Source organism: Paenibacillus sp. Y916, assembly GCF_056786435.1.
The window spans coordinates 386,575-409,588 of record NZ_JBXCJA010000004.1; the positions used below are offsets into that span (position 1 = coordinate 386,575).

The window sequence follows — 23,014 nt, forward strand, 5'->3', positions numbered from 1 at the left end:
TGTGCTCTACATTAACCCTTCAATAATCATGATCAGGATAAGTAGCGCTCCAAAACGCATGGTTGCTTGTAAAGATCCTCCCATTAGCGGTAAATAAGCTTGAGAACTATTATGCTCCTTCAATCTGCCATATACACGGTATAGTGGAATTAAAGCTATCCATGCGATTAGCGCATAGTAAGGTAATATTCCTACAATCGTACATATGAAGAGTGCTATCGCGGCAAGATACAGTAGCACTTTAGAGAAGCGGAGCGCTCGCGCTTCGCCCCATACGACAATTAGCGTTTTCTTACCTGCTTGAAGGTCTAATTTCCAATGTAAGAAATGATGATTGAACAGAATAAGCGTCGTAAGAAGTCCGATCGGCAACGATAATAGAAGCGCGCGAACATCCATATGGGCTGTCTGCACATAATAAGCACCCATCACAGGCAGCACACCGAACGAAAGTAGAATAGCAACTTCTCCTAATCCTTTTCCACGATATCCAAGCTTTAGAGGAGGTGCCACATAGAAAAAGGCGATTGCCCCACCCAGTAGACCAAGGACGAATGCCCACCAACCGCTAAAGAAGCTCAGTATTATTCCGCAAGAAATAGCGACACCAAATAACATCCATGTCACGATTGTATACGTTCGTACACTCCACATGCCTTTCGTCAAATATCCAGAGTGGCTAGTTATTGCATCGACCTCCACATCTATAACGGAGTCAGCCCCATTCTTATAATCCCATAAATCATTGATCATATTGGAGAATAGATGTGCAAGCGCTGCACCTATAAGTGTTAATACAAATAGTCCAATATGAAATACACCATCCCATACAAAAGCTGCTAATGCACCTAATGCAACAGGAATAAGCATAACCATAATAATTGATGCCCTTGATGCCTTTAGAAACTGTCTAATCTTGTCCAATTCCTATGCTCACTCCTTCTTTTCCAATACTCAAAAATAAAGCCTGCAAATAAGTTTGCAGACGATTGTTCAAACTCTCCATTTTAAGAATATCACATTTTATCGGTTATTGTCATGATTGGGGACTCTGATCCATTGGAATTAATTTCTCGTATTTACTAAATCCTTTAACTTCACCCATAAAGCTATATCCATATCTGGGGTAATAGCTGTTCAATATTTCATTATTGGCTATACAGTCCAGTCGTATTCGGTCCTTACCTTTGAAATGAATTCCGTTGTCCACCCAATGGAGGATCTCTCCCCCTAGACCTTTGCCCGAATAACCGCGGCTAACAGCAAGTCTATGTACGTATACAGCCGAGCCAAGTTGCTCGTCATTCTCGCCCCATAAATCTTCATCCCATTGACTAGCCCGCCTCTTCAAGATTACAGTTCCCACACAATAGCCATTCTCTTTGAATACAAATACTTCCCCACGTGAAATAGAACCGAGCATATCATGGCTATCTTCTCCCTCAAGAAGGCCTGCCCATTGATTAGATCCTTGGCTATGCAACCATCGTGCTATGTCTAAGAGTATGTCCATGATATCCTGTACATCGTCTACATTCGCTTGATATGCTTGTACTCGCTTATTTACATATTCACTCATTCGAATAGTTTCCATTAATATTCCTCCATATTCACAAGATTAGGACAACCCCTTAAATTTAATATAACATAAACCCACTAATTACTGTCTAGCTAAACATCAAAAATCACCTTCCTGAATCATGGGAGCATAATTCAGAAAGATGATATTTCGAATCCTACTTCTAACATTTATTCACATCAGAGCGCTAAATTACAAAAGGAATGATTTCGTAATAATCACCAATAGAATAAACAATACTAAAATTGCACTCGTTGATGTTCCAATACCCCCAAAGCCACCTAAAGCTCCACTCATAAGTCATTCCTCCTCAATTTTAAGGTACAATCTAGTTTATGTTGTGAATGAATAATGGAGCGGGTTATCTGGCAATTTCAAAAAAAATATCACTTATTCTTATCGCTTATTCGATATCACAAGAAAGAATGTTGCGAGTGGACCACATACTAAAGACAGCAAGAACCAGTTGAGCCCAGACCTATTTTTACCTTGTGCAATCCCAGCGTTAATTAGTGCAAGTGTTCCCCATCCAACAAAATACCCGTTATCCAACGCAAATCACCCCTTTGTCAGTTATAGAGGTTTATACGTTTCCAAAGTCATTTCGTCACAAGAGACAAAAAAAAGAGGCTCCGCTATCATAGCAGAGCCCTCATAAATGATTGGTTTACCTTATACCCATAAGGCTTTAGAGATAATGACCAATAGAATAAACAATACTAAAATTGCACCAGTCGATCCACCTAATCCACCAAATCCACCAACAGCCCCGCCACATGCACCGGCGTTTCCAACATTCCCAACATTACCACCACAACCATATCCACCAACAACTTCACCCATGATTAATTCCTCCTTTTTTGTGAGTACACCCTAGTCTATGTACAATAATCATTGTGGGAGAGGGCTTTTTGGTAAAGATATGATTGTTACCATCTTTAATCCGCCGTTAGCGCTTGGGAAGCGAACATCAGTAAGTAAGTTCAGGGTCAGTACGGATGATTTTGCAATCCATGCTCCCACGTAGGGATGGATATCCCTCAGCAATCCTTTCCGGACAAGGGCTGAAAGGTCGAGAGTGCGAACCCCCCAGGGATTTCATGTAGCTACTTCATTCCATGGGGAATGAACTTATTGTTCCATAATATTATATTTAGCCTGCCAACCTAATAATCTCTTGGCCTTCGCACTAGATAGTAAAGTTGCTCTACCCTCAAGTGGCGTCCGGATATCAGTCACTCCTGGTAGGTAACGATTAACTAATTGCAATGTAGGTTGATCAGATGATATATCATCTGCTGCTAGGTTCAAAGCTACCGCCCCAAGTCCATCTGTCTCAATGGCCAATTGGCACGCAGAAGCAACGTCTCTTGCGTCGATGTAACTCCATAGAATACGCAGCCGATCTTCTGGATGATCAAAGCGTGCCTTCACATCTGCATAACGCTCTGGAACTAGAATATTACCTAATCTGAAGCTAACAATTTGCATACCCGTACGACGGTTAAACGTCTCTGCAGTCACCTCATTCACGATCTTCGACAATCCATAACTATCTTCCGGTAATTGTGGATGTTCTTCATCCATCGGTAAATACTTCGGTTCAAAGAATTCACTAGCGAAGCAAATTCCATAAGAGGATTCACTTGATGCCACTACTACTTTATCTATATTATAATTAGCCGCCGCCTCCATAATGTTGTATGCACTCATCACATTATTCCGATAGCATACTTCATTGGTGTGCGTATACGCTTGCGGAATTGCTGCAAAATGTACGATCCCTGCTACCTCTTGCCGATGCCCACCCGCATACTGAGAAAGTGCACTATGAACTTGGCCCAAATCTGTTAAATCCGTAATAATTGTCCGACAAATTTTCTCGTCAGGGGCTTTTACATCGAGATTAATAACCTCATAATTTTGTTCTACAAAATGCTTCAGTATCCATTTCCCTGCCAGCCCACTACCTCCAGTGACAATTACCCGTTGTTTACTCATTAAGAGCCTCCTTAGATTTGTAGATCATAGCTACAATTATATAATATAACGCTTACAAGCATCCATTGTACCTACTATACAACAATCTGTAAACAACATAAGCGTATCAGAATCATATGTAACACAACAGTATCTTCAACTAAACGCTCGGCTTAGAACCCATTCTATTCGCCATGCATGATTGGGGAACTGCGCATACATTGCATAAAATAGAGAAAGCACAACAACAATCCATCTCACAATAACTGGGATGGATTGTTGTTGTGCTATCATTTTTCTACCATAGCGGTAAATCCTTCACCATTAACAATCACATTCGTATCGAATAATGATGATATTCATCTTATTCCTTTACACCACCTAATTGAAGACCCGCCACGAAGTATTTCTGCATAAAAGGATATACGACTAGTATTGGTAATGCAGCTACAATCGTGATCGCTGAACGAATCGAGATTGGAGTAATCATATTTCGCGCTGAATCCTGATCCATTCCTTGCGTCATTCCAGGATTGCTATTCGAATTCATCGTTGATGATAGTAGCTTCATCAATTCATATTGCAAAGTGCTCAAGTGTTGCTTGGAGGATGCGAACAAGAACGTATCAAACCAAGAATTCCATTGACCGACTGCAACGAATAGAGCAATAGTCGCGAGTACTGGTTTACATAACGGTAGAACAATTTGAATGAATATTCTAAACTCACCAGCCCCATCAATTTTGGCAGATTCAAATAGACTTTCTGCCAAAGTTTTTATATAGGTTCGAATGACAATGAGATTAAATCCACTTACAAGTCCCGGAATAATATAGACGTAGAAGGAATTTAGCAAATTTAAATCTTTAATCAAAAAATAATAGGGAATCAGTCCCGCATTGAAATACATTGTCATGACAACAATTAAAGTGAAAGATTTCCGGAAATAGAAATTTGTCCTGCTGAGAACGTATGCGAGCATAGACGTTAATAGAACGCTAAGGACCGTGGCAATGACCGTCCTTGCCACTGAGATCCAGAATGCATTCAGCACAGTACCTGTGATGAATACTGCTCGATAATTCTGCAACGTCCATTGTCTTGGCCATAAATAAATGCCACCACGAACCGTATCTATACCAGAGTTAAAGGATATGGCAAGCGTATTAAGGAACGGATAGAGCGTAATAATCGCTAATAATACCATCCCTATCGAATTCAGTGTGTGAAATACAATCGGCTCCCAACGACTTGTCTGAATTAATTTTCTTCTCATTGCACTAGACCTCCTCAGATCAATCTCTCTTCGCCAAGACGTTTGGCGATGGTATTCGCAGCAAAGATGAGCGTGATACTGACGATGGTCTTAAATATTCCGGCAGCAGTTGCAAGTGAATAGTTGCCTATTCGAAGCCCATATTTCAGTACGAATATATCAATCGTCTCGGACCAATCCACAATGAGGCCATTTCCCAGCAAATATTGAACCTCAAATCCAGCTTCCAAGATCCATCCCAAGTTCATAATTAATAGAATGATAATAATCGATTTAATGCCTGGTATCGTTATATACATCATCTTCTGATAGCGATTCGCCCCATCTATATCCGCTGCTTCATAAAGTTCTGGACTAATTGAAGTAATAGCAGCTAGATAAATAATTGCGTTCCAACCGACTTCCTTCCATACGTGAGATGCTCCTACAATTCCCCAGAAATACTTCCCTTCATTCAACCACATGATTGGATTATCAATTATGCCTATCTTCATTAGTAATACATTCACTATGCCATCATCAATAGCTAGTGAATTAGCGACAAGCCCCGTTACGATAATCCAAGATAGAAAGTGTGGTAAATATGAAATTGTCTGTACTGTTTTCTTGAAGTACTTCGATCTAATCTCATTGAGCAATATAGCAAATACAATGGCTGTCACAAAACCTAGAACCATATTAATCATACTCATGGCTAACGTATTACGAAGTACACGAAGAAACGTTTCATCTGTGAATAGGAAACGAAAATGCTTAAGTCCTACCCAAGTCTGATTAGTAAAAGTCTTTGCTGGCTTGAAATCTTGAAAAGCCATAGACCAGCCCCATATGGGTACGTAGGAGAATAGGATAATATAAAGCATGACTGGAACGGACATGAAGAGTAATTGCCTCTGTTCACGTAATATTCTCCACCTTTTAATAATAGGGCTGATCTTAGGTACTTTATTATAGTTTGATACGGGCAATTTAGTTTCAGACATAGTTCACTGCCCCTCCTATTCCTATTCCTTGGAAAAAGGGAAGGTATGAAGCATTTCGCATCATACCTTCCACATCAGTATACTTCTTACAAAATCATTTACTCCAATTGTCAACGCGCCATTTAATCTGTTCGTTCACTCTATCTTCATAAGCTTTTACATTGGCTTTGCCAAGCTCTCCTAAGTACTCATCCCAGACCTTATCGAACTCAGCAGGTTTGGATAAGATAGCCTTCGGCAAAAATTTTAAAGATAGATCATTGATCTTCGTATCAGCAATACTTGCATCCGAACCTTCAACAAGGTCGATCTGCCATGCCGCGTAGTAAACAGGATTCTCAGGTGGTGGTGCAAAGAACTCAGTCCACATGTCATGGCCATATGCATCTAGAATTTCTTTATCTAACGGTTTCAGGCCATCCTTAAATTCTTTGACTTGCGATCCAGCTGCATTCGCATTTCCATCACTGAACGAACCTTGGATTTTAGGGATATATTCCAAAAGATATTTTGCACGATTGACAAGTTGCCAAGCAGGGTCTACCTGCAGATCACGCATCTCTTGGGTTCGATAGAACATACCTTCTGCATCTACCAGATAATCTTCACCTTCTATTCCCCATTGCAGCGTCTTCTGCCAATCCTCAGCAAGCATTGCATCTAAGGCCTGAATAATTCGGACCGGGTCCTTAGCATTTACACTAATTCCGTAACCATTGTTCAAGTTAACAGGAGGACGGTCACGATACCAATCTATCGTATTCGAGTCATAGACAAGAGGAAGACCTACATAGGTACGATCCTCTTTCTTCTGTGTCGTAAGAGAGTCCTCAGCCGATGAGAAGTTCCAGTGTTGGTCGAACATTGCAAGTACACGACCACTAGCTATTTTTGCCAAATACTGATCATAGTTTTGAGCAAATGCTTCCTTATCCATCAATCCAATCGCATTCGCATCGTTTAACTTCTTGTAATAGTCTTTCGCGATTGCTTTATCTGCAAAGATCTGTGCAACATTGTTATCTACCGTCACGCCACCATCATTCGGATATCCCGCCAAATGCTGCGGTGCGTTCTTAAGCCCAAATGTCCGCCAATCAAAAGCGAGGGTAGTGAATCCAATCGTAGGTTGTCCATCAATTTGCTCATACTTTTCTTTATATTGTTGAATAAGATCAAAGTATTCATCCAACGTCTTTAATTTCGGATAACCGTATTCCTTGAGAACTGCTTTCTGAATCCAGAAGGCAGGACCTCCATACCATGTTTCATTAAATGCTCCAGTGTACACTCCGTAGTTAGGCAACCAGTAAATATGCCCATCACTTGAGTCTTTCATCTGATTCAAATACGGTCCGTAATGCTTCTTCAAGTTCGGCCCATGTTGTTCAATTAAATCTTCTAAGGGGATAACTGCACCAGCTGCGACTAACTTCGTATCTGCCGTAATCAAATCAGGGTATTCACCACCCGCGATCATAACTCCGAGCTTCTGCTCATTATCACCTACGAGAAATTCCATCTCAAAGGTAACTCCAAGCTCATCTTTAATCTTCTTATAAATTTTGTTACTCTCAGGTGATACTTGCCCAGGGGCGCCATTGTACACCGAAATCTTAATTGGACTTAGCTCCGCAGTGGCCGGAGTGTCCGTACTTGGCGTTTCTGTTTTTGTTTCTGTTTCCGTTTTCGTATTCGTATTCGTATTCGATGCGTTATTGTTACTGCATCCCATCATGACAATGCTGAATATCAGCATACAAGCCAATGCTGTCATGAATGTTTTCCTTCTCGTAACGCCCATTAACTAACCCCCTAAAAATTGGTTTGGAAACGCTTTCAGTACTTATTATAGATTATACTTGTACGTTTACAATTCTCAAATTAAAGGTCTACCCCCCTCAAATATTAGAGCAATACTAATAAATGACTCACGATGCTTTAGACATCTCTTGGTTTCTGTCCCACTCTTTTCTCAAACTGCTTTAGAAATTGCGAGTAACTGCCGTATCCAATCCTCTCCGCAATTTGGCTAGCCTTAAGATCTTTCCCTTTGAACAATCTCAGCGCTTCATCAATACGTAGATTGTTCACGTACTCCTGAATGCCTATTCCATATTTGTCTTTAAATGCTTTGCCTAGATAGACCGGGTGCAAGTAATATCTAGTTGCAAGATCCTTAATCGATATAGGCTCACAATAGTGTTCCGATATATATATCTTAGTCTGTTCTACTATGCCCACTGCTTTCGATTCACGAATATCAGTGAATCGTTGTTGAAATGCTATACAATACTCACTCAGCCAATGCTCCATATCGTTCAGGGAGCAGGTAGGCTTATGTAGATTGTGTAGCGATAGCTGTCCAACCCCTTCAAAGTCTTGCCCGATTTCCTGAAGAATGAGAAAACTCTGATATACAATATGATGTATGAACATGATAATAATGGCTTGAGAAGTCCACGTAGCCTGAAACTCACGAAATACGTCGTGAATCTCCTTTTGGAGATGGTTAGGATTCGCGCACTCCATCATATACAGTATCCCAGTCGCCTTACTTAACATGGCAGGATCGTAACGAATTCCCTGATTCATAACATCTTGATAATATACAATAGGATTTCCTTTCATGAAGAAAAGGTAGGCGGAGGCTTGTAGGGCATCATTGTAGGATTCTCTAGCCTTGCCTAATTCAACAGTCAATCGCCCAACGGACAGACTGAATCTGACTGCCGTTCGCTCCTGAATTAATAGAAGTAGATCATCCACTACTTCCCTAATATCTTCTGAGGCTTGAAGGCCATATATGAGCCCAAAAGAGTGCGTAGTAGAATTAACCATAATGATCTGTTTTTGGCCCTCTATACAATGCTTCACAGCCTCTCGAAGATCCGTATATGCGGTCGTCTCCACTAAAAAGTGAATGCAACACCAACGACTCGCCTGATCAGATATCTGTGCTAACTCATCTCTTATGATATCTTCTAGTTCATCCAAATCACCGTTCACGAGGTCTGACAATACTCGTTCTAACTGAGTACGTTCTACAAACTTCGTGATGTCGGACACCTGCTGCCGACGTTCCAATATGCCATATACTTCAATGAGCACCTCTGTCGCTTCACTATCTATGATCGGCTTCAGCAAATAATGATGGACCCCATTTGCGAGCGCACGCTTCGTATATTCAAATTGACTATATCCACTTATGACTATAAATATAATATCTTCCCTGCCTTGGAGTTTACTCTGCTCAATTAGTTCAAGACCATTCATGATCGGCATTTCAATATCAGTAACGATAATATCAGGATCACAATCCTCTATAGTGTGTAATGCTTCCATCCCATTCTCACAGACTCCACAAATTTCAAACCCGAGTTTAGTCCAATCGATCATAATCATCAGGGCTTCGAGACCTAGGGGTTCATCATCAACTAATAATACTTTATACATGAGGTCACCTTCCCTCTTAAGAAGAACTTACATTGTCATCTATATTTGAACCGGTTCTTTGAAGTTGGAGAAGCGGAATGGCGAATCGCACCTGAGTTCCCTGACTCAACAAACTCTCTATCTGAAAATCTACACATCCATCATAGTACAGTTCAAGCCGCTTATACACATTACGGATCCCGACATGCACACCCGAATAATCAGTTGCTCGGATGGACTTTATAACTTCCTGTATCCGAATCTCATCCATTCCCATTCCATTATCCTCTACAACTACGACAAGTTTCCCTGCTATGACTTGTGCAGTGATCAGAATATTACGAATCTCCTTTGCCGCCTGAAAACCATGCTTACATGCATTCTCTACTAATGGTTGAATGCTCATCTTCGGAATCTTGTAGAGTAATACCGACTCATCAATAGTCAACGTGTAATCGAATCTCTCCCTAAAGCGAAACTTCTCGATCTGTAAATACATTTCTGTAAAACGTACTTCTTCTTGTAATGTAACAAGATCATCCGTCCAACTTAACAGTCGACGTAGAATCAAAGATAGATTCTTAATAATCTCCGTGATCTGGGTATATCCGTTCTTCGTGCTAACTACCAGCATGGCATTTAAAGTATTAAACAGAAAGTGTGGATTCAGTTGGCTCTGTAAGAAATTCAACTCCGCACGAACCCGTTCCAGTTCTAAGTCCTTTTTCTGAATCTCTAATTTATATACATCGTTAATAAGTGAATTGATCTTGCCTATCATAAGATTATAGCTGTGAATTAGTCCACCTATCTCATCTTTTCCTTCCGGCAGAAGTAACGGATCAAATCGCCCAGTCTTCACCCCTTTCATCTGCCTAGTCAGCCTATTCATTCGGTCATGATAAGACCTTAATATAATGATAATTAATACGGTCGGTATGAACGTACTGATAATCATGAGTACAATCATAAATTTGCGTGATTGTGTAAACGTATCTGCCACTTTATTATGATCTGCCATTCCAATTAATTTCCATCCTTTCATATAAGTGGCACTTCCCAAACTTCTCTCGAAGCGAACCGTCTCATCATCTGTTACATCCATCAGCATCTGCATTTCAGGGGTAGCTATGTCATTTCCTTGTTGACTCGACATGACAATCCGGTTGTTATTATCAATCAACCAAAAATCCAAATAATCCCGCTCGATTATCAAGATATCATTCAATTTATCCATATTAAGATCAATCTTTAAATATTTCTCATATGTTCGGAGGTCCCTAAAATTATCGAGTTTATAGATGATACTAATCAATCTGGCAGGTTTATTCGGAGGTAGTGGTGCTTGATTGGTATAAGCATATACAAACACTTGATCCTCAGAGGATTGAAGCTTCTTATACCATGGCGTTTGCTTCAATCGTATATCTAAATAGAAATATTCGCCGCCACTTGCAATCGTATCATTGCTCGTATATATGCCCAATTCAAGTAGATTGGGGTGAACAGGTAGATATGCTTTCAGTTTATTCCGCAACAACAAATCATTGGTCTCATAGAAGTCCACTGGACTCTCATAGATTCGGTCTATCGCCTTATACAATGCTAGATCACTAGATATCGTGTAACTTAGACCAACCAACTCTTCGATCGTTCTTGTCACTTCTTTCGTTGCTCGATTCATTGAGATTGCTATATTCTCTTCTTCACGAAGTAGAATATTCTGTGAAATTTGCTTATAGAAGAGAATGTTAATCGCAATAATGGGAATCAACACACACAATAAGTAGATTATTAGGAATTTGTATTTCAATGGAATATCATTAATGATATGAGTAAATCCTCTAATTGAGTGTCTCCGCATCCGCATCCTCCCTGAAATTGATAGACTCAACCATTATTTTTCTTATACATTGACGGGATACAATCCGTTAGACCTTTAAATTTCTTTACGAAATATTCCGGATTAGAATAACCAACTTTCTTTGCAATATGTTCTATCTTTAAATCCGTCCGACGTAGTAACCTCTTCGCTTCTTCGATTCTTAAATAATGGATATAGACGTTAAAGGACATCCCATTATATTTCTTGAAACATTGACTAAGGGTCACCACATTGATTTTGAATTGTTGAGCAAGTGTTTGAAGCTGCAGTTTATGACTATAATTCAATTTCACATACTCGATAATTTCATACATCGGATCAAGCTCTGACTTCTCTTTCTTCAATACATCTAGCACAGAGGCGATTTCGGTACATACTTCAATAAGTTCTCTCTTCAATTGCGTAATATATATAGGGGTATCCCTGGTAATCAAAGATACTCGATCGCAAATATTGGCTGTAGCATTCCATTGCAGCATTAGATTCATTAACTGGGATCGGACGATTGCCATAACATTCACAATATTCTGATAATCTGCTCCCATAGTATTAAAATCTTCAAAAATCAAATCGATCTGTTCTGATAGCTCGACCAACTGCCCCTCTTTCACTATACTTATTAGCTTGTCTATGCGCTTATTCAAAGTATCATTACACAGCCTATCTTTTGTTCGGCTAGTAAAGAAGAAGATCCCCGCTTTACTCGCTGTTAATCTAATCATCTTAGCTTGCAATGCCTGCTGGTATAATTCATGTAATTCTGTTAGTCCATACCCCTGACCGCTTATGTAGAACGAAATGTCTAGTTGAAATGAGGATTTCACATACGAAGCTAATTTAGATAGATGACTTATGACCATCCTGCGGATCGTTGGTCCTTCAACCAACAAGACACCCATCCGACCATCTGGTTCATGGAACAATGAACATTTACACCAAGAGGTTATTTCTATGATGCATTGCTGTCCGATCTGTTCTATCACCGATTTAGGAATATTTCTGAGTGCGGCATGCTTATCACTCTCTAATTCTAACAATAGAATTCTAAAGATGGGAGTCTTCTTAAATCCAAGCCAATCAGGAACATGGGAAGGCATTTCATTCAAAGATTCTCCACGAACCCATTGGGAAATCGTAGCTGTAAATGCCCTCTGTTTAATTTCCTGATTAAGAAGTAGCTGTTTACGTTCCACTTCCATATCTTGTTGAACCTTATGTAGAACCTCTTCCACTTCATCTGCCATAATGGGCTTCTGGATATAGTGAGATACCTTATAACGAATTGCCGTCTGTACATAATCAAATTTAATATGTCCGCTCAAAATCACAAATTTAGGGATATTTATGCATTCCTTCATCGTCTTTTGAATTAGTGATAAACCATTCATGTATGGCATATCAATATCCGTTATGACCAAATCAGGGCTCAAACTATGCAGGAGCTCATAACCTTCTTCTCCATCCATCGCTTCACCACATAGCTCGAACCCATACTTTGACCAATCCACCATCCATCGTAATCCTTCAAGAACATAGGGTTCATCATCGATAATAAGAACTCTTTTCATCATGTTCCTCCTTTAAATCACTAGGAAAAGTATGCATGTTTATTAGTTTTGCAAGCGTATTCAATAATACATCATTATTCTACAACAGAAACCCGAAATAATCTCTAACTATCTAAATTCATTTGTAACCTTCTGAATAACATGAGCTTTGTTATTGTGTCATACTAACAATTTAAGTTATACTTTACGTCTGTTTGTAAAATGTATAACTTATCAATCTCATTAAAATACTAGCAAGGAGAAATGGTCATGTGGTTTGTATTTGCATTAATAACAGCTTTCGCTTGGGGCGGAGCTGACCTATTTTACAAGAAAGGTACTGATAGTAGGGATCGTTTCAGCCATATTAAGATCGTCATTATCGTGGGCTTAGTCATGGGGATTCACGGTACAGCTTATATGCTCATTCAAGGAATAAAGTTCGATCCTATGAACATGATCCAATACTTCCCCGTCTCTGCACTCTATATTTTATCAATGACAATTGGGTATATCGGTTTGAGATATATTGAACTCTCAATCGCATCTCCCGTGCAAAATTCATCTGGAGCTATAACAGCAATACTATTATTCATATTTTTCACTCACGAGCTGGGTATGCTTGAAATATTGGGTATAGTCGTTATTACTTTAGGTGTTATTGGGATTGCTATATTAGAAAAGAAAGCTGAGAACAATGCGCTACGAGCAAGTTCTACGCTGATTGATAAGAAATACCAAATTGGCTTTATGGCCATTATCTTCCCAATTCTGTATAGCTTAATCGACGGACTTGGAACCTTTGCTGATGCGATCTATTTAGATGAGATGAAACTGATCAGTGAAGATGGAGCACTTCTTGCTTATGAGTTTACCTTTTTCATATGTGCCGTATTGTCATTTATTTACCTCAAATTCATAAAAAAAGAAAAATTCAACGTATTCAAAGAGCGAGACAAAGGATTTGCCGCTATTCTAGAAACAACCGGACAGTTCTTCTATGTGTTTGCTATGTCTAGTAACGCTATTATCGCAGCGCCACTCATTGCCTCATACAGTATATTCTCAGTGATACTCTCCCGAATATTCCTCAAAGAGAAGCTGAGTAAAGCACAGTACGCCGTTATTATTGTTGTTATTCTCGGTATTGCTTTGCTAGGTATCGCTGATGAGATATAGATTGGATCATTGACCTGCGTTACAACTTATCAAGCAGAAAGAGGCTTCTCATAGTTCTTATAGAACTTTAGAGAAACCTCTTTTAACTTATGATCATCATTTAAGTAATGGCTCTCAACTGTTGTAGCGCTTCCTCATAGTACTCTTCCTCGCTATAATAGTCTGTGAAATACTGTTCGAATCCCTCAATTCTATCACTCTGATCAGTCGTAACGAAACGTGTATACCAAGGAATAATAAAACTGTAGAATACATTCTTCTTATTTTCTCTTATATCTGCTTCCGTTAATCCGTTATCGATGAAACTCTGTAGAATTCTTTGATAACTCTCAATAAATACCCGCCCAAAATTATAACCAATCGGATCGTTACCAGCATAGGTAAACATCGAGCGATGAATAATGCAGAACTTCGGATGCTGTGCGAGTATTGCATACTGCCAATAGAGCTGATTAAACGAAGAATCTATATATTTCGACTTATCCTCAAGTGCGAGCCAAGCATCACGCTGTAAGATCATGGATGAAATAAAGGTACCGGATATAGATGATGCCTTAAGATATTCCGCAAGTCCTTCTCCCGTATCGACCCAGTAACCTCCTTTCAATAGATCAATATGGAACACCGCACAGTCATGATATTTATACAGCACATGTAACAAAGGAATTAGTGTATTCTCCACAAAAAAATCATCATCACCCTGAAGCTTTAGGAATTTCCCTCTGCCCTGTCCAAGTACATGCTGAATGTTACGATCAGCTCCGATATTCGTTTCATTTCGTTGATATTTCAAATTGTTATACTTTATACGAAATCGTTCAACTACTAATGGAGTCGAATCATCAGATGCATTATCTGATATACATACCTCGAATAGATCGCAATGGCCGATCTGTGAATAGATGGACGTCAGACATTTCTCCAGATCCGTAGCTCGGTTATACGTAGGAATACAGATGGAGAGCAGGGGTTCTTCTTTTCTTTGCTTAAGTAGTTGTTCTACCTCTTGTTGGTTATTAGTTCTTACCCATTCATTCGTTGCTGGTTGATATACCTTAAGAACTTTCGCAGGCGCTCCTCCAACGACGCAATAATCAGGTACATCGCGGACGACTACAGAATTCGCCGAGACTACACTTCCTTTGCCAATTTTAACATGTCCTACAATCACCGCGTTCGCGCCGATCCATGCTCCTTCGCCAATAATCACTTGATCCGATCGTGTCGTGATGCCTTGGGATAGTACCGGGATTCCCACTTCTCGATATTGATGATCCGTATCAGAAATATAGACATTCGGTCCGATAAGTACGTTAGGCTCCAACTCTATCCGATTTACTGCTGATAGAATAAGTCCTAGATTGCATTGACAACCATCACCGATAATGATCTTCGGCATATCGCCGATATGTGGATCAATCACATTGAACCAATATCGTGAGCGTATATAAACATTGCTTCCGATCGCTATTCCAGCCGGATTAACCGATTGGCCTCCTTCCTCAACATGACTATTCAAGCCAAATCGATTAAAGAGCGCTGCCGTCTCCATGCCTATCCATCCCATCGTTATCCTCCATCCTCTCCTTACTCCTTACTCCTTACTCATCAAGCATATCGATCAACATTTCCTTTCTTAATTGTTCCCTCGGAAGTAAAGGCGACATATCTTCAATAGGTCTATTTACGACTAACTTCGGATTCACATTCGTATTTATATCAAGCATTACTTCTACGAAAAAACTTCCTTTACTGCGCAGTGCTAGATCAATCTTCTTCGTAGCTTCAGACATATTGGCTATTCTAGTTCCTGGAATACCGTAAGCTTCTGCTACCTTGACCAAATCAGGACATCCGTATCCTTCCACGGTAGATTGCTGGCGACCGTCGAAGTACATATCCTGAAATTGCCGAACCATACCAAGATTTCTGTTATTCATCACGAACACTTTAATATTAAGATGATTCTGTTCAATGGTATGCAATTCCTGAATATTAAGCTGTATCCCCCCATCTCCAGCAATAACAATAATTCTGGCATTCGGAGCTGCCATTGCGGCACCGATAGCTGCGGGAAGTGCGAATCCCATAGCACCCATCCCTCCAGCATTCAGCAGACGCTGACCTTCGAGCAGTTGAAATGATTGGCTCGCCCACATCTGATGCTGACCGACATCCAGTACAATCACATCCCCCTCAGCGCACCGTGAAGACAATAATTCTATAAATTGGTTGGGATCAATCACATTGTGATTAACTATTGAATCACCACTTGGATATTTCACCTTATGATCACGAATTATCGCTGCCCATGGTTCGTAATTAGGTAACTTTCTTCCAAATAAAGCTTTGGTAATATCAAATAGGAATTGCTTCACATCCGCATGAATGGCCAGATCAACCTGTACCTTTGCGTTCAACTCCACGGCTTCTATATCCACATGAATTTTCTTCGCTCCGCGGGCAAATGTCTGTGGTCTTGTCCCCGTCTGCCGGGTATCTAGTCGAGAACCTAATACAAGCAATACATCACAGTTCGCTAAGGCAAGATTGCTATAACGATTACCATACGACCCGATCAATCCCATAGTCGAAGAATGCATTGCTGGAAGAACATCTAAGCCCATTAATGAACTCACGACTGGAATATCAGTTAACTCAATGAAATCCCTAAGTTCCTTGACCGCATCAGCCGCCCTTACTCCCCCACCAACAAGAACAATCGGTCGTTCAGCCTTCTCTAACAAAGTAATGACTTCTTCAATCTCCTCGATCTGACAAGCTGTATTAAAATTAGTATATCTACGATATTCCTCACTATCGAAGAAGCTTTCCAGCAGATCGGGTTCAATCTGAGCTCGTTGAATGTTCATTGGAATATCGAGTAGGACAGGTCCAGGGCGACCATGTTGGGCGATGAATACTGCTCTCTCCAATTGATATCGAATTTGACCAGCATCCGTAATCATCACTGCCGTCTTCGTAATGGGTGTGACGATACTTACAATATCTGTTTCTTGGAATCCAATCTGCCTTACTGGCTTATCAAACTTATATTCATACGTATTAACCTGTCCTGTAACGAATAAACAGGGAATCGAATCAAAATAACAGCTGCCGATACCTGTAATCAAATTAAGCGCTCCTGGCCCACTCGTCCCCATCGCTACTCCCAGCTTACCGTTAATCCGGCTATAGCCTTCCGCAGCAAATGCAGCTGCCTGCTCATGATGAACAGACACACATGACATATCCTGTTGTTCGATCGTCGAGTCAAGTAGATGAACGATTGCTCCTCCAGTCATCTCGAAGATATGATGCACTCCTTGCTTACTAATAAAATCAATGACGTAATCAGACAATTTCAATTGAAACCCTCCGTTCATATCCCTAGGCATCCTTTAACATATAAGCCTTGATCTGATCTAAGGTTACATTCCTCATCTCTTCTTGTCTCTGATAAGCCTTATACCATTCTACTGTTCCAGTAAGCGCCTGATCCACGTCCCATTTAGGCTGCCATCCTATATCCTGCTTGGCTCTTGTACTATCCAGCCTAAGTGTAGAAGTCTCATGGAGAGTTATTCCACTCTGGATTTCATAAAAATCAGGTTCGCCCCATAACGCTCCTAATGTCTTGACTAACCAATTCACATTCCGAACACTGTCTTCGCTTGGTCCAAAATTCCATGCATCAGCATACTTCTCTCCTTGCTCCACCATCCTCTGAATAAGTAACATGTAGCCCTGCAATGGCTCAAGCACATGCTGCCAGGGTCGGATCGCCTCAGGATAGCGGACGGGTAATCTATTTCCAGACAATAAAGCACGGATACAGTCCGGAACGATTCGGTCCTCTGACCAGTCTCCACCACCAATGACATTACCCGCTCTAGCCGTAGCAATGCTCACACCATGCACATCGTAGTTGCTAGGGTGAAAATAACTTTTACGAAAAGCAGAAGTTACCAGCTCTGAACAGGCTTTACTATTGGAATAAGGATCATATCCTCCTAATGGATCATTCTCGCGGTAACCCCATGCCCACTCTTGATTCTCATAGCATTTATCTGTAGTCACATTAAGTACTGCCTGGATGTTTATTCCGCTTGTTGTAGCAGAGCGTACTGCTTCAAGGAGATAGACCGTTCCAAGTGTATTTACCTCATACGTTTCAACAGGATGGGTATAAGAATAGCGAACAAGCGGCTGTGCAGCCATATGAATAATGATCTCTGGCTTCACTTCATTGATCGTGCGGAGTAATGAGTCATAATCTCGAATATCAGCAATAACTGAACGACAAATATCTTGAATACTTGCTAACTCGAACATACTAGGGGAATTTCTCGGATTCAATCCATAACCAGTTATTTGTGCCCCCAATGTATGCAGCCATAAGCATAGCCAGCTTCCTTTAAATCCTGTATGCCCCGTAATCATCACTCTTTTTCCATTCCAGAAAGAATGACTCAACGCACTCACCCCCTTAGCCCTTATTCCAGCATCCTTTACCGGATTTCCACAGATCTTCTAAATAATTTTTATCACGTAAAGTATCCATCGGATGCCAGAATCCGTGATGTTTGAAGGCCATTAGCTCACCAGATTTAGCGAGCGCCTCAAGCGGTTCTCGTTCCCACACCGTGCTATCCTTTTCGATTAGATCGAAGATCGTTGGCTCGAGCATAAAGAAACCTCCATTCACCCAACCTCCATCACCCTGTGGCTTCTCCTGGAATCCGAGCACCTGTTGCTCATCCGTCAATTGTAATGCTCCAAACCGTCCTGTCGGCTGTGTAGCTGTAACGGTTGCCTGTTTACCATGTGCATCATGGAATTTGACAAGTTCTCCAATATCAATATCCGATAAGCCGTCTCCATATGTCAGCATAAAAGCTTCATCGCCCACATATTTCTGTATGCGTTTAATCCGCCCTCCCGTCATCGTATCTTGTCCCGTATCCACTAACGTCACCTTCCATGGATCCAGATAGCGATTGTGTACAGTGACTTCGTTCGTATTGGAATGTCCGAAATCAATCGTTACATCAGAGCCATACAAATAATAATGTGCAAAGTATTCTTTAATGACATTCCCCTTGTAACCGAGACATATGATGAAATCCTGGTATCCATAATACGAATAGATTTTCATGACATGCCAGAGCAGTGGTTTATCGCCAATCTCGATCATCGGCTTCGGCTTCAAATATGTCTCTTCACTGATTCTCGTTCCATAACCTCCTGCCAGAATAACAACTTTCATAGAACCCTTCCCTTCAACAGGTGATAAATACTATCAACGACGTATTGAAGCATATCTAACGTTAGCCCTGGGTATAAACCTATCCAAAATGTATCATTCATGATTTGGTCGGTATTATGCAACGTGCCAACAATGCGATGTGGGATGTCCTTATATGCCGGCTGACGTAAAATATTACCTGCAAATAACAAGCGAGTCCCAATCCGTAATTTTTCTAGTTCTTGAACAAGTTCATTTCGTGAAAGAGGTGCCTGAGCCCTCACTGTAATGGGAAATCCGAACCAGGAAGGTTCACTGCCCGCAGTGGCTTCCGGTAAGATCAGTACATCGGCTAATGACTTTAGCTCTTCCTTCAGAAAATCAAAATTGGACCTTCTCTTGGCAATAAAATCAGGTAATTTCTGTAACTGCGCCACACCAATAGCTGCTTGCATATCAGTAATCTTGAGATTATAGCCAATATGACTGTACGTATATTTATGATCGTATCCATAAGGGAGATCTCCTAGTTGCCAACCAAACCGCTTCCCGCATGTATTGTCCTTCCCGGGATTACACCAGCAATCCCTACCCCAATCCCGGAACGATTCTACGATTTTCTTAAGTTTAGGCGAAGCTGTTAGAACGGCTCCTCCTTCACCCATCGTAATATGGTGAGCAGGATAGAAGCTGACAGTGGCTAAATCACCGAATGTTCCAACCTGTTGCCCCATATATTTCGTTCCAACAGCATCACAACAATCTTCAATTAGCCATAAATTATACTTATCCGCTAGTCGTTTCACTTCATCTACTCGATATGGATTTCCGAGGGTATGTGCGATGAGGATCGCCTTTGTTTTCTCTCCAATGGCCTCCTCCAATAATGTAATATCGATATTATAAGTAGGGAGTTCTACATCAAGGAATACAGGGATCATGCCACACTGCAAAATTGGATTAACAGTTGTTGGAAATCCTGCCGCTACAGTGATCACTTCATCTCCTGGCAGCAGCCGACGTTCACCAAGCTGTGGAGAGGTTAATGCAGAGAATGCAAGTAAATTGGCGCTGGACCCTGAATTCGTTAGTAGAGCATATTTGCACTGCATGAATTTAGCGAATTCTCGCTCGAATTTGCGACCGTAACGTTCTGATGTTAAAGTGAAATCAAGTGACGCATCAAGCAGATTCACTACTTCCGAACTATCGAATACTTTGCCACTGACCGGAATATAATCGACTCCACGCCGATAAGCTTTCTCTGGCCACTTGGTAGCATAATATTCAACAGCTAACTCCAATATTTGTTCCCGAATATCTCGTGCTGATTCTGTCATGTATTTAATCCTCCTAGGCCAATTCATTCTTCATACTTTCATTTATATGCCACGAATAATGATCGGGTTCATCGTTAGTATGAAAATGGGGATTAAGGTAGGAATAAATAGGTGACATTATTAGATTAGTCTGAAGCTAGCAGAACATTGCGAACCGAAAAGGCGAACCTATAGGATACCGGTTCGCCTTTCAGTTGATAATTAAATTAATTTCCCTCAAGCACTCTATATTAATTAATAGGTAATAAGTATGTCACTAGATTCTACATGTCCTTCCGATTCAAGTAGAAATTCATCATTCACATCATCCCATTGAAATGCTGCATCCCGCCGCACAATCCGATTCCGCCGCACAATCGATGACTCACCTTCTGCCGTTGCTTCATCACCCTCCAATTGTAATTGGATCGAGACAGCATCCACCTGATCATGAAGAAATAGTTTTATTCCTGATAATTTTCTCCGTTCATCAGCTGACATGTACTCCTCAGGTTTCATCCAGAATAGAAACTTCTTCGTTGATTCTGCAACAATGCGAGACCACCATACTTCAGGCGTATCCGTTCCCGATTTAACAACCTTACTCGTTAACTCCAGTACTTTTGCTAATACACTAGCTTCTGCCCCCCTATCCAACACAATGATTTCTTCAGCCATCTGCTGAATTTGAGAAAGTATGACTTCTACATGGTCAACGGTATGCTCATCTATGGGAAGGACAAGCGTGATCGCTACCGGATCTTTATAAATCAGCGAGTGAATGTCCTGACCCCACTTTTCCCTTGCCTTTTCCCGATTGATCACAAGCAAACCACCAAGATTCGCATTCTGTAATATTTTTGTTGTCATATGTCCAAAATGATGAATATATGAGTCGTAAACAACTCTTAATCGATACCCCCGATTCAACACCCTCAGGCACATATCATCATCCTCGTAGTTTCCCAGCCCATAACGTTCGTCGAACCCACCAACCTCTTCAATTATTGTACGTTTAAACAACATGCAAAAACCGATAATCCTGCGAACATCAAATGAATATCCCGCATGACGTGTTACATGTTCATGGGCAAAAGCATTCAATCCTGTTAACTCATCATATCCAACGGCAATCTTCTGTTGTCCACTCGCATAATTCGTAACAGGTCCGACAGCCCCGATATCGTCATCCCCATATAACACCCTCAACATAGCCGTCAGCCAGTTCGGAGTTACGATTGTATCATTATTTAAGAAGAGTATGGTATCTCCAGTCGCTACTTCTATTCCCTGATTACAGCCTTTGGCAAATCCAAGATTAATATCATTGAATATACCCTTCACATCTGCTTGGCTCTTTAAATAGTCGACAGTATCATCTGTTGATCCGTTATCTACAACAATCAGTTCATAAGGCTCATCTGTATAACATCGAATGCTAGACAAACACATTTGAGTAATGGGTAATTGATTGTGAGTCAGAATAATGATGCTAGTCTTGTGTGTCATGACGGATCTCCTATCTTATGAGTATCTCTAAAGTATTTGCGATTATAAATCATACTAGGATGAGTAGGATGAAATGCGGCAGCCTTCTCATTATGTTGATATGCTTTCTCATATTGCTTCAAACGGTCGTAACATAAACATAATTGAAGATGAGGATACCAAGTAGAAGAAGAACTATTGGTTATACCCAACCTAGCAACATTCTCAACCTCAGTTGCCTGCACATACCAGTAAATTGCTGTATCGTATTGCTTCTCTGCAAAGAAATAATTGCCGAATTCACAGGAAACCTCCGCACGCGGTTTCTCATAACACAGTACTCTAGCTAGGGATATAAATTGTTCATCTGTATTGCCCAACATATTATAACAATATGCCATTTTCAGGCATGCTTGAATATTATCTTCGATCCAGCCCTCTTTTGTTCGAAGCATTTTATCGTAAAATATGACTGCCTTGTCGTACATTTGGTGGTCTTTTAACTCGTTCGCATAATAATAAAGATCACGCGTCGAGAACTCTTCCCCAACATTCAATCTTTGCTGATAGATCCGTAAATTTCGATCTGTATAGGTCTTCTCCTTCCGATGCGTAATGCACACATCACTATCTAGAGATGGGCCGAAAACACTCAAATATTCATGTACCGGACCAATCCATTGGAATCCGCATGCTCTACGTACAAGACGATTACGACGCAAGCTCGAGGACGGCTTCCCATTCGTATCAAAAGAAAGTAAGTATGGCATCGTCACACGATCATATTGATTAGTTAACTTTTTCTTAAGCTTACTGAACCTCTTGCGGTCGACTTCTTCAATGACATCATCAGCATCCAACCATAATACAAAATCCTTCGTTGCTTTCGAGAATGAATAGTTACGAGCATCACCGAAGTTGTCAATCCATTCATAATCGAAAATACGATCCGTATACTTCCCTACGATTTCTTTAGTTCGATCAACAGATCCCGTGTCGATAATATTGATCTCATCCACAATCCCTACCACAGATTTTAAACATCGCTCAATTGTAGCTTCTTCATCTCGTACGATCATACATAAGCTTATAGTC

General features: G+C 40.7%; 20 protein-coding genes. 1 reads left to right on the forward strand and 19 read right to left on the reverse strand.

Annotated elements, in window-relative coordinates; genetic code table 11:
- Nucleotides 1-6: 6 nt before the first annotated feature.
- The 12 genes from AC1TO9_RS12555 to AC1TO9_RS12610 form a co-directional block, all read right to left on the reverse strand.
- Nucleotides 7-924, reverse strand: coding sequence for a prenyltransferase (locus AC1TO9_RS12555; RefSeq protein WP_482059321.1), 918 nt, complete (start codon nt 922-924; stop codon nt 7-9).
- Nucleotides 925-1,036: 112 nt separating this feature from the next.
- Entirely contained in the window at nt 1,037-1,594 is a 558-nt protein-coding gene (locus tag AC1TO9_RS12560; protein ID WP_482055305.1) for a GNAT family N-acetyltransferase, read from the reverse strand.
- A 177-nt stretch (nt 1,595-1,771) separates the two neighbouring features.
- Complete coding sequence (locus AC1TO9_RS12565) at nt 1,772-1,876, reverse strand: YjcZ family sporulation protein (protein ID WP_482055304.1); 105 nt, start codon at nt 1,874-1,876, stop codon at nt 1,772-1,774.
- Nucleotides 1,877-1,975: 99 nt separating this feature from the next.
- Nucleotides 1,976-2,131: a hypothetical protein gene (locus AC1TO9_RS12570; RefSeq protein WP_482055303.1), complete on the reverse strand. Its 156-nt coding sequence runs from the start codon at nt 2,129-2,131 to the stop codon at nt 1,976-1,978.
- A 120-nt stretch (nt 2,132-2,251) separates the two neighbouring features.
- Nucleotides 2,252-2,422, reverse strand: coding sequence for a hypothetical protein (locus AC1TO9_RS12575; protein ID WP_482059322.1), 171 nt, complete (start codon nt 2,420-2,422; stop codon nt 2,252-2,254).
- Between the two features lie 288 nt (nt 2,423-2,710).
- Entirely contained in the window at nt 2,711-3,580 is an 870-nt protein-coding gene (locus tag AC1TO9_RS12580; protein ID WP_482055301.1) for an NAD-dependent epimerase/dehydratase family protein, read from the reverse strand.
- A gap of 343 nt (nt 3,581-3,923) precedes the next feature.
- The gene (locus AC1TO9_RS12585; protein ID WP_482055300.1) at nt 3,924-4,835 is read right to left on the reverse strand and encodes a carbohydrate ABC transporter permease; all 912 of its coding nucleotides are present in this window, start codon (nt 4,833-4,835) and stop codon (nt 3,924-3,926) included.
- A gap of 14 nt (nt 4,836-4,849) precedes the next feature.
- A complete protein-coding gene (locus tag AC1TO9_RS12590) occupies nt 4,850-5,818 on the reverse strand; it encodes an ABC transporter permease (RefSeq protein WP_482055299.1) in 969 nt (322 codons plus the stop codon).
- Between the two features lie 94 nt (nt 5,819-5,912).
- Nucleotides 5,913-7,622, reverse strand: coding sequence for an ABC transporter substrate-binding protein (locus AC1TO9_RS12595; RefSeq protein ID WP_482059323.1), 1,710 nt, complete (start codon nt 7,620-7,622; stop codon nt 5,913-5,915).
- Nucleotides 7,623-7,759: 137 nt separating this feature from the next.
- The gene (locus tag AC1TO9_RS12600; RefSeq protein ID WP_482055297.1) at nt 7,760-9,274 is read right to left on the reverse strand and encodes a response regulator; all 1,515 of its coding nucleotides are present in this window, start codon (nt 9,272-9,274) and stop codon (nt 7,760-7,762) included.
- Between the two features lie 16 nt (nt 9,275-9,290).
- Nucleotides 9,291-11,117, reverse strand: a complete 1,827-nt coding sequence (locus AC1TO9_RS12605; RefSeq protein ID WP_482055296.1) for a cache domain-containing sensor histidine kinase — start codon at nt 11,115-11,117, stop codon at nt 9,291-9,293.
- A gap of 26 nt (nt 11,118-11,143) precedes the next feature.
- Nucleotides 11,144-12,706: a response regulator gene (locus AC1TO9_RS12610; RefSeq protein ID WP_482059324.1), complete on the reverse strand. Its 1,563-nt coding sequence runs from the start codon at nt 12,704-12,706 to the stop codon at nt 11,144-11,146.
- A 249-nt stretch (nt 12,707-12,955) separates the two neighbouring features.
- Between AC1TO9_RS12610 and AC1TO9_RS12615 the strand changes: the two genes are divergently transcribed.
- On the forward strand, nt 12,956-13,864 hold the full coding sequence (locus AC1TO9_RS12615) for an EamA family transporter (RefSeq protein ID WP_482055294.1): 909 nt from the start codon (nt 12,956-12,958) through the stop codon (nt 13,862-13,864).
- A gap of 100 nt (nt 13,865-13,964) precedes the next feature.
- Here AC1TO9_RS12615 and AC1TO9_RS12620 read toward each other — a convergent pair whose 3' ends face one another.
- The 7 genes from AC1TO9_RS12620 to AC1TO9_RS12650 form a co-directional block, all read right to left on the reverse strand.
- Entirely contained in the window at nt 13,965-15,431 is a 1,467-nt protein-coding gene (locus AC1TO9_RS12620; protein WP_482059325.1) for a glycosyltransferase, read from the reverse strand.
- Nucleotides 15,432-15,465: 34 nt separating this feature from the next.
- Nucleotides 15,466-17,250 carry a thiamine pyrophosphate-binding protein gene (locus tag AC1TO9_RS12625; protein WP_482059326.1) on the reverse strand — a complete coding sequence of 595 codons (1,785 nt, stop codon included), beginning with the start codon at nt 17,248-17,250 and terminating at the stop codon, nt 15,466-15,468.
- A gap of 4 nt (nt 17,251-17,254) precedes the next feature.
- Complete coding sequence (gene rfbG, locus AC1TO9_RS12630) at nt 17,255-18,340, reverse strand: CDP-glucose 4,6-dehydratase (protein WP_482059327.1); 1,086 nt, start codon at nt 18,338-18,340, stop codon at nt 17,255-17,257.
- 13 nt (nt 18,341-18,353) lie between these two features.
- Nucleotides 18,354-19,133, reverse strand: coding sequence for a glucose-1-phosphate cytidylyltransferase (gene rfbF / locus AC1TO9_RS12635; RefSeq protein WP_482059328.1), 780 nt, complete (start codon nt 19,131-19,133; stop codon nt 18,354-18,356).
- On the reverse strand, nt 19,130-20,452 hold the full coding sequence (rfbH, locus tag AC1TO9_RS12640; RefSeq protein WP_482059329.1) for a lipopolysaccharide biosynthesis protein RfbH: 1,323 nt from the start codon (nt 20,450-20,452) through the stop codon (nt 19,130-19,132). Before rfbH ends, rfbF begins: the two co-directional genes overlap by 4 nt.
- A gap of 234 nt (nt 20,453-20,686) precedes the next feature.
- Nucleotides 20,687-21,940 carry a glycosyltransferase family 2 protein gene (locus AC1TO9_RS12645; protein ID WP_482059330.1) on the reverse strand — a complete coding sequence of 418 codons (1,254 nt, stop codon included), beginning with the start codon at nt 21,938-21,940 and terminating at the stop codon, nt 20,687-20,689.
- Nucleotides 21,937-22,998 carry a tetratricopeptide repeat-containing glycosyltransferase family 2 protein gene (locus tag AC1TO9_RS12650; protein ID WP_482059331.1) on the reverse strand — a complete coding sequence of 354 codons (1,062 nt, stop codon included), beginning with the start codon at nt 22,996-22,998 and terminating at the stop codon, nt 21,937-21,939. The genes AC1TO9_RS12645 and AC1TO9_RS12650 overlap by 4 nt, the downstream gene beginning before the upstream one ends.
- Nucleotides 22,999-23,014 lie beyond the last annotated feature (16 nt).